The following is an 8,490-nucleotide window of genomic DNA, read 5'->3' on the forward strand; positions in this document are numbered from 1 at the left end:
AAGCTTTTGCTTCTAAAAATTTGTTCGACACACGCAATACAGGAGATTTGTTTTGATTTACTCTACTTTACTCACGACTGTTGCTTCTACCTCGCCCTGGTCGGCTAACACGGCTATTGTCATGATTGTTTGCAATTTGCTTGCGATCGCCATTGGCTACTATGCGATTCAAAAGCGTGGCGTTGGACCTTCACTTCCAGTTGAAGTGCCTGCTATGTTTACTGGCTTTGGCATTCCTGAACTGTTAGCAACTGCCAGCTTTGGTCATATTTTGGGAGCTGGAGTCATTTTAGGATTAAGCAACGCAGGTCTGCTCTAGCGTTTGCGACTTACAGCATTTCCACTTGGATAAACCACAAATCCTTGTAGGGGCAGTTCGCGAACTGCCCCTACTTGTTTATTTGGGAGCGATCGCCAATTTTTGCTCTCGGCTGCGTCAGACCTGTTTTCAGTAAGATTGAGGAAAGGTGCGACCCAGGCGAAGGCTTAGTACTGTTTACCTGAACCTGGTGCCTTAAATTGTGCGTCGCTATGGGCACCGTAGGCAGAGTCAGGAAGGTGGCATGAGAACAGGTTGGCAAATTGGTTCTGTATTGGGCATCCCGCTGCTGATTGACTCGTCATGGTTCTTCATCCTGGCGCTGGTAACGTTTTTTTACGGTTCGTCGCTGCAAGGAGGCGAACTTAGCCCGACAGCAACCTGGATTGTCGGATTAGTCATGGCATTATTGCTGTTTGGGTCGGTGCTGCTGCATGAATTGGGACATAGTTTGGTAGCGCGATCGCAAGGCATTATCGTCAACTCCATTACCCTGTTTCTGTTTGGTGGGGTTGCCTCTATTGACCAGGAGTCAAAGACGCCGGGGCAAGCTTTTCAGGTGGCGATCGCTGGACCATCTGTTAGTTTTGCAATCTTCTTACTGTTGACACTCATTAGTCAGTTTGCTCCACTGAGTGAGCCGTTTGCTGCTGTTTTGTCTGATTTGGCAGGTATTAACCTAGTTCTGGCGCTGTTTAACATGATTCCAGGCTTGCCTCTAGATGGGGGTCAAGTTCTCAAAGCAGCTGTTTGGAAGCTGACCGGAAGTCGCCACAAAGGCGTTCGCTGGTCTGCCAGAACTGGACAAGCGTTAGGTTGGGCAGCGGTCATTTTTGGCATTACGGCTTACCTGAGCTATAGACGACTTGATTTGCTGTGGCTGGCGCTGTTGGGTTGGTTTGGAGTTCGCAATGCTCGTGCTTACGGTCGCGTGGTTGATTTGCAGGAAGCGCTGGTTAGTCTCACCGCAGTAACCGCTATGACCCGTGAGTTTCGCGTAGCGGACGCAGACATGACAATTCGCCAGTTTGCAGACAAATATTTGCACGAAGAATCAGACCTAATCGTCTACTACGCTGCTTCGGATGGTCGCTATCGGGGCATGGTTTCCATTGGAGATTTGCGTTCGGTTGAGCGTGGTCAATGGGAAACTCAACCCTTACACAGCGTCGTGCATCCCTTAACCGAAATTCCAACGGTGCAGGAGATAACTCCTTTGACGCAAGTGATTGATACCTTAGAAACTCAATCTCTTCGTCAAATTACGGTGCTTTCTCCCGCAGACTCCGTTGCTGGCGTGATCGACCGGGGGGATGTCGTTCGAGCGGTTGCTGACAGACTCAACGTGCCAATTTCTGAGGCAATCATTCGCCGGATCAAGGAAGAAGGAGCTTACCCACCAGGGTTACAGCTTCAGGCGATCGCCAAGGCTGCGGTTGAGTGAAGGGGTTAGGAGTGAGGGGCTAGTTGCTTACTGGTTCCCAACCTTTGGGAAGTAAGCAAGCTTACGGTTCAGCTAAAATCTCCTGCCATTCTTTCTGGGAGAGGGGCTGTGGAGTGAGGTGAATTTTGAAGCACTGCTGAGCTGAAGCCGTCAATGCTTCGATAATGGTTTCTTTTGCGTAAGGGAGAGAAGCGATCGCCTCTTCAACTTCAAAAACTTGCTTAAACAAAGCTGGATCAGGATTTAGGCGAATGGAGCCATGCTGAAGAGTAGCTCCGTTGCGGTGAAGCTGAGCGCTACCAATTAGCTTTTTCCCATCGGGTAGAACCAAGTCGGCTCCGGTGGCAGTGCCAAAGCAGTTGGGGTTGTGGATGTAGCCACGTCCAGCTTCGCCGAAATGAAGTTCTACACCAAGCGATCGCCAGCCCTGAATTAAAAATTGGCAAATTTCCTGATAAACCTGAATTCGGCTACCCGCAATGCCCGAAACAATCACCGCATAGGTCAAATCGCCCTGGTGCAAAACCGCCCGTCCACCAGTAGGACGACGCACCAGGGCGATTGGTTTGTCTCGCCAATGCAACTGTTCCCAGTGAGCAGGATAACGCTGCTGATGATAGCCCAGCGAAATTGCCGCAGGTAGCCAGGTATAAAACCTCAGCGTGGGTGGATGCAGCCCTAGCTGATGCTGTCTCAGCAGCCATTGATCTAGCGCCATCTGAATTTTGCCAGGTGCCTCAAGTGGCGGGATCAATCGCCAATGGGAGGCGATCGCCATTAACCGCCAAACTCAGCTACAAGCGCCTCATCATTATCGTTGGCAACAGTCGCTACCACCGTAATATTCCGAGACACCTCACCAGGCGACAACTCAGCCACCGTCCGGGTAGAATTCACCACCACCTGGTCACCAAAAATGCTAAAACGAGCCTCAAAGGTATCCGACCAATTCATCTTCAATAGCTTTTGCATCAACTGCGCTTCGTTTTTTGCGGGCAGTTTTAACACCGTCGCCCAAACCGTAAAAGTATCTTCGTCCGTTAACCCAGTCAACTGCACAAATACTTCAACGGTTCCATACTGAAACTTCCACAGATGACCCTGCTCACTCTGACTCACCATTGCACTCTGGTCTTCTTGCAAGCTAGAGATAACGGTCTCAATTACCTCTAGATGGTTAGCTGTCACCAGATCTTCGCTAACAAGACTCTGGTCAGTGTCAGATTCGGGAGGTCTGTAAGTTGTCATAATCAGCGTTTCCCTTGTACCAAATAGCTAAGCTGAAAAACTAAAAAAGGCTCAGGTTAATACAAACTTGCATCAACTGCACCCATCCCAACTCTAGCCTTTGTCAGCTCTATCAACCTTAGCTCTGCGAATTTTTTTACGTTTTCCCTTAGGAAGAATGCCTCATTCCTGCTCTAACTAAGGTGAAAAACGCTTGGGACGTTTTTTCCAATGGTCTACATGAGAAGCATGAACTCGGCTCACGCTCCTCATGTGGACTTATCTTCGTCGAAGTTGCATAGGGACAACTTAGGGAGAGACACAGCCCTTAGGAAGCTGGCTTACGAGCAATCCAGTACTTACTCATAAAGTGAACTTCAGTGGTAATACCTACAAATCCTACCTGCTCCAACCGCCCAACCATGTCATCAGTGGTGTAATGACGATAGTAGGGCTCATGGAACATATCTGGAAATCCTTCCATGAGTGACATTAAATCAGGTGAATCACTGACCTGAATCGAGTCACAAATGACAAACACACCACCAGGTTGCACGACCCGAAAAGCCTGCTCAATTACCCGTTGACGAACTGCAGGCGGCAACTCATGGAACAGGAAAACAGAGGTTACTGCGTGGAAATAATTGTCCAGGTAAGGCAGCTCTTCAGCGTTTGCCTGAAGCAATTGAGGTAGCTCTCCAGGATTCTGAGACAAAAGCTGATTGGCTTTACGCAAATAGGCAGGTGACAGATCTGTGCCAAACAGAGACGCATCGGGCAACATGCCACGAATTAGCCGCAGTGTACGCCCAGTCCCGCAAGCTACGTCTAACACTCGAATTTGATGAGGAGGAGTTTGGGTAAACTGCTCCAATCCCCGCTTGAGCGGAGCCAAAATCCGCCGTCGCATTGCATCGGCAGAGCCATTGAACAAGATCTCAACCTGCAAGTCATACAAATTTGCAGACATGTCGCTCAAGTAACCATCTGTCTGGTGATGGAAGTTTTGCAGGTAATAGCTGGGATAACCCTCGGTTTTAACTTGAGTCGAAAAGTCTTGATGACGTTTTTGGTTGGCCCGCTCCCAAATCTGAGGCATATCCAGGCAGAGGGCAGGATAGTAACGGAAGAAATCTTCCCAGGGGTTGTCAAACAGCAAACTTTCAGGATAGATGCCTTGCTCCGCATCTTGCCAGTCTGTTTCGAGTAACTGGTTGAGTCGCCGTTGGATTTTGAGCAGCAGGTCAGCTGAAAGCGGACTAGGTTGGCGATCGCGAGGTGGAGCGATTAAGCTCAACAGCTGACTACTGAGAGTCTTGTGAGCCAGCCCAAAGTAACTTTTGCCTTGCTGAAACGTCTGATATGCCAGTTTCGTGAGAGGGGCAGCTAAAGGTGCAGCCATGGGATACCGCTAAATTAAAAAACAATTGTTTACTTATGAATAATTGTAACGAAATAATTGCAGGACTCTCCACGTCTTAGGATGGAAAGTTAGACAGATAGAACCCTCAGAATTACTCTGGTTCAGCAATATAGCGTAGGGAATTAAGCAAGGAATCTGAGAGCCTGAGAGCTAATCGTGTGAACTATGAGCTTAGATAACTTCGGGTGCCTCTCATGATTTCAATTGCAGTGCTGACAGTAATGATGGTTGGGACAACTTACGCTCTGTTTAACACCCGCGCCTTGGTGGAGTAATATCTCGCTCTTAAAATTCTGCTTTTAGATCTTCAACCAATTCAATAGTTAAAAATCGGGGGGCATCTTACAAAGCAGGATATCCCCCGATTTCTTGATGTACAGAAAGAAATCACTGAGCTAGTAGTTCCGGGTTTACCCTCAGTGCCTTCGATCGCCCTTAAAAGCCCACACCTATTTCGCCTCAGTAAGCTCAATCACATTGCCATCTGGATCGTGAGTAAATAATGCAGCCCGACCCGATGCGCTCGTTTGTACATCCAGTCCACAAGCTTTGAGATGCTCCTTAGCAGCCTGTAGGTCATCGACTGCAAGGGCAACGTGGTGGTTGCGCCCCCATTTCTCGGCATTGTGGAGACCGTTAGAAAAGGTTGAATCGACGATCAGGTGAATTTGCGTATTACTTACCTGATACCAGGCTCCAGGATATTTAAGCTGGCGATCGACCTTGGGTAGTCCCAACACGTTGCCATAGAAGTGTTCGGCTTTCTCCAAGTCAGAAACTAGAATAGCTGCGTGAAGATAGTGGGTAATTTGCATGGGTCTTCCTGAACAGGGACTGCTACAGACGACGAACAATCGGTGAAGGCTGGTTTGGTTTAGCAAGCGGCCCTGATTGATCGTATCCAACAATTGCATCGTCTGGTGCAATCAGAAGTTCGCTGTGGAGTTTCCAAATGATGGAATTACGGTTTAGCAAACAGCGCTGCTAAACCGGGGTGTGGTTTCAATGGCAGGATCTCACATGTTAAGACACCTGCTTGCCGTTGGGAACTAAGCGGCGATCGCCTGCATCGCTTCTAAGTCTGGAGCTTCACACAGAGGTACATTTTTAGGAGAAGTCAAAGACAGTATGTTCTTCGGTGAGAAACGCGCAAGATTGGGAGAAGTCAACAAAATTCACCTCACCCACGGTCGGATCTGTGATGTACTGTTGTGCTGCTGCTTGACCCTCAGGAGTACTTACTGCTGCTAAAAAATCGTCCATACTCTCCCACCAAATCTCAGTAACGCCGTCGTAGATAGCCGTATTCAGACCGCGAGACTTGGCGATCTCTGCATTAATGGGAGTATTGAGCGTGTGGCTTTGAATGTACTTCTTTGCTTGCAAGGTTTGAGCGAGACTGCGAATAAACGGACCGTGGACATCTCGCCAGAAGGTATGAAATTCTTCATCACTCAAGCCAGCCTGTTTACGAATGCAGTATACAAACTTGATCATAGAATTCTCCAGGTCAATGGGTTAAAGGAGGGGGCGCACCTTAGGAAACGGCGGTGATAGTTTTGCTGTTTTGTTGATTGGATTTCATGGGCTGATGTGCTCCTACAATTGGGTCGAGTGAAAAGACACTAACCCTGCGCCTTTAACCCTTTCTGTAATACGGCAAACAATCGAACAATTTTTGGCATGACGGCTGTATTCCGTTTTGGGTCGCTTCCATCGTGATGGATTTGGCGGTACACTTCTTCCAGAATTTTGCGTTCTTTTCAAATTCTTGCTGAATTCTCTCAAAATCCTTTAGCTGCCATAATCGCTGGTCTAATCTGCTCCATAACAATCTGCGTGTTCTAGCTTGGAGAAAAAGTACTATGTCTCTGCATCAGAGAGAAATTGGTGGTCAAGCTAAAGTTAAACCTGATGCTGAGCATCCTGCTGAATTTGTCCTGCTGTCGAGTGGAACGGCTGCGTGGGATGGAATTTTGCTGGAGCACCTTAAGTTCCCGCCCCTGGATATTTCAGATGTTTGTGCAGTCAGGCATCATCTCACGCTGCAACTGAAAACACCTAGAAAGGTTGAATTAAAAGCCAATGGCAAATTTAATTGTCAACAGTTGTTGCCGGGAAATGTTTGTATCACGCCCTTTCAGCATCTTCACGCTATCCGTTGGGAAGATGAAATGGAAGTGCTCTCTTTGACCTTGGAGCCAGAATTTGTTGCTCAGACTATTCAGGAGTCGGTGAATGCCGATCGGGTAGAACTGATGATGCACTGAGGGCAAAAAGATCCTTTAATTCGAGAAATTCTCTTTGCTCTAAAAACAGAGCTTGAAACAGGTTGCCCATCAGGGCGGTTATATGGTGAAGCGATGGGGACAGCTCTTGCTGTCCACTTGCTCAAACGGTATTCAACGGTGCGATCAACTCTCACTGCCTATGAAGATGGATTGCCACAACGCAAATTGAGTCAGGTTTTGGAGTATGTTCAAACTTACCTCGATCAGGACATTAAGCTGGTAGATTTGGCTGAATTGACTGGAATGAGCCAGTATTATTTTTGTCGATTGTTTAAGCAATCAATGGGTGTCTCACCCTACCAGTTTGTGTTGCAGCAGCGAATTGAACGAGCAAAACAGTTGCTTCAGCAGAAAGAACTGGCGATCGCCGACGTTGCTCTTCTGTGTGGTTTTAAGAACCAAAGCCATCTCACTACTCTTTTTCGCAAATCCACAGGGGTAACCCCAAGGATATTTAGAAACCTTTAGAAGGCGTAAATTGAGTGCAGGTATGATTTACCAGACCTATCAGCCCAAATTGTCCTGTGGTGCAACTCTAAAGGAACCTCTTCTCTCACAGTTTGTCGAGTTTCTGTGGTTTCGGGTAGGAGAAAGCCCATCAGAAACACAATCGCGCCTCCTGCCGATTGGCTCAATGGAACTGGTGATCAATCTGCATGAAGACAAGATTCCGCTTTTTGACTCCCACCGTCGAGCGGAGTGTGGCAGCACAAGTGGTACGAGAATTTGTGGTGCTCACTCTAAAGGCTTCATTATCAACAACGATCGGCGAGTTGCGGCGATGGGAGTACACTTTAAGCTTCCGGCTGGGGAGTTGCACAATCAAATTATCTCGCTAGAGGAACTGTGGCAGGGGCGTGCCACAGAATTGCGAGAAAAACTATTGGAGACACCTACGTTATCAACTCGTTTCCTGGTTCTGGAACAGTTTCTCCTAACAATGGTGCAGTCACCTGAACGGTGCCCTGCTGTGGATTTTGCTTTACGGGAGTTCAAGCGATCGCCCATTTCCCCCGTCAGAACTGTAACGGAGCAAATCGGGTTTAGCGATCGCCACTTCAACCAACTCTTTCGCGATCAGGTCGGATTAACTCCTAAACGGTATTGTCGGGTGCAGCGCTTGCAGCAAGTTCTCCACCTGCTAAAAGGTAAAAAGCAAGTTGATTGGATGGAGATTGCATTTACCTGCGGCTACTTTGATCAGGCACATTTTATTCACGATTTTCGGGCATTTGCTCATTGCACACCCACTGATACGGAATCCGGATCGTAAAGTGACACTATTTTATTTCTCCTTCCACCAATGGAAAAGTGTGTGTCCACGAATGGTGTCTGGCATTGCTGAAAGAGTAAGACAACGAGATGCTAACGTTTCTTCGAGGGCATCTAAGTTCTCAAATTTGCGGTTGACTAGTGGTTCATCACTCAACTGCCATAACCGTTCAGCAGGTTGCAGTTCTGGAGAATAGGGAGGCAGAAATTCTAGATAAATGCCTTCTGGTACAACAACTTGCTTAGCTCGATGCCAACCTGCTCCATCAATCACCAGCACGATCTGTTTGTTGGCTCCTGCTCCGACTGCTTGAGCAAACGCCTGCAAAGCTCGGTTGAACCAAGCCACACTTACTCTGGGTAGGATGAGCCACTCGCTTTGTCCGGTATGAGGACAAACAAACGCCTACAAGTAAAGCCATTGATAGCGATGATGCACGAGCGCATTTGGGCGTTGTCCTCGCTTTGCCCACCCTCTGCGAATAATGGGTTTGAGCCCCAAGCGATGCTCATC

At 48.0% G+C, this 8,490-nt stretch carries 11 protein-coding genes; 5 read left to right on the forward strand and 6 right to left on the reverse strand.

Annotated features, from left to right (window positions below; genetic code table 11):
- Positions 1-52: 52 nt before the first annotated feature.
- Both psaK and H6F88_RS14080 read left to right on the forward strand, forming a co-directional pair.
- Positions 53-319 (forward strand): photosystem I reaction center subunit PsaK, encoded by a 267-nt coding sequence (psaK, locus tag H6F88_RS14075; RefSeq protein ID WP_190643373.1) that lies wholly within the window; start codon positions 53-55, stop codon positions 317-319.
- A 244-nt stretch (positions 320-563) separates the two neighbouring features.
- On the forward strand, positions 564-1,763 hold the full coding sequence (locus H6F88_RS14080; protein WP_190643374.1) for a site-2 protease family protein: 1,200 nt from the start codon (positions 564-566) through the stop codon (positions 1,761-1,763).
- Between the two features lie 61 nt (positions 1,764-1,824).
- On the opposite strand, the gene H6F88_RS14085 is transcribed toward H6F88_RS14080, so the two are convergent.
- The 5 genes from H6F88_RS14085 to H6F88_RS14105 form a co-directional block, all read right to left on the reverse strand.
- Complete coding sequence (locus H6F88_RS14085) at positions 1,825-2,541, reverse strand: biotin/lipoate A/B protein ligase family protein (RefSeq protein ID WP_190643375.1); 717 nt, start codon at positions 2,539-2,541, stop codon at positions 1,825-1,827.
- A complete protein-coding gene (locus H6F88_RS14090) occupies positions 2,541-3,011 on the reverse strand; it encodes a YbjN domain-containing protein (protein ID WP_190643376.1) in 471 nt (156 codons plus the stop codon). The genes H6F88_RS14085 and H6F88_RS14090 overlap by 1 nt, the downstream gene beginning before the upstream one ends.
- Before the next feature lie 307 nt (positions 3,012-3,318).
- Positions 3,319-4,392 carry a class I SAM-dependent methyltransferase gene (locus tag H6F88_RS14095; RefSeq protein ID WP_190643377.1) on the reverse strand — a complete coding sequence of 358 codons (1,074 nt, stop codon included), beginning with the start codon at positions 4,390-4,392 and terminating at the stop codon, positions 3,319-3,321.
- 470 nt (positions 4,393-4,862) lie between these two features.
- Positions 4,863-5,228 carry a VOC family protein gene (locus tag H6F88_RS14100; protein WP_190643378.1) on the reverse strand — a complete coding sequence of 122 codons (366 nt, stop codon included), beginning with the start codon at positions 5,226-5,228 and terminating at the stop codon, positions 4,863-4,865.
- A 292-nt stretch (positions 5,229-5,520) separates the two neighbouring features.
- The gene (locus H6F88_RS14105) at positions 5,521-5,910 is read right to left on the reverse strand and encodes an EthD domain-containing protein (protein WP_190643379.1); all 390 of its coding nucleotides are present in this window, start codon (positions 5,908-5,910) and stop codon (positions 5,521-5,523) included.
- Positions 5,911-6,278: 368 nt separating this feature from the next.
- Here H6F88_RS14105 and H6F88_RS14110 point away from each other — a divergent pair, with 368 nt between their 5' ends.
- The 3 genes from H6F88_RS14110 to H6F88_RS14120 all read left to right on the forward strand — a co-directional run bounded on the left by H6F88_RS14110 (position 6,279) and on the right by H6F88_RS14120 (position 7,977).
- Positions 6,279-6,683, forward strand: a complete 405-nt coding sequence (locus H6F88_RS14110) for a hypothetical protein (RefSeq protein ID WP_190643380.1) — start codon at positions 6,279-6,281, stop codon at positions 6,681-6,683.
- A gap of 93 nt (positions 6,684-6,776) precedes the next feature.
- On the forward strand, positions 6,777-7,172 hold the full coding sequence (locus H6F88_RS14115) for an AraC family transcriptional regulator (RefSeq protein ID WP_190643381.1): 396 nt from the start codon (positions 6,777-6,779) through the stop codon (positions 7,170-7,172).
- Positions 7,173-7,194: 22 nt separating this feature from the next.
- Positions 7,195-7,977, forward strand: coding sequence for a helix-turn-helix domain-containing protein (locus tag H6F88_RS14120; RefSeq protein WP_190643382.1), 783 nt, complete (start codon positions 7,195-7,197; stop codon positions 7,975-7,977).
- A gap of 12 nt (positions 7,978-7,989) precedes the next feature.
- Here H6F88_RS14120 and H6F88_RS14125 read toward each other — a convergent pair whose 3' ends face one another.
- Positions 7,990-8,325: a transposase gene (locus H6F88_RS14125; protein ID WP_190643383.1), complete on the reverse strand. Its 336-nt coding sequence runs from the start codon at positions 8,323-8,325 to the stop codon at positions 7,990-7,992.
- Positions 8,326-8,490: the final 165 nt, after the last annotated feature.

Origin of the sequence: Oculatella sp. FACHB-28 (assembly GCF_014696015.1) — a bacterium.
Taxonomy (GTDB): domain Bacteria; phylum Cyanobacteriota; class Cyanobacteriia; order Elainellales; family Elainellaceae; genus JAAUTN01.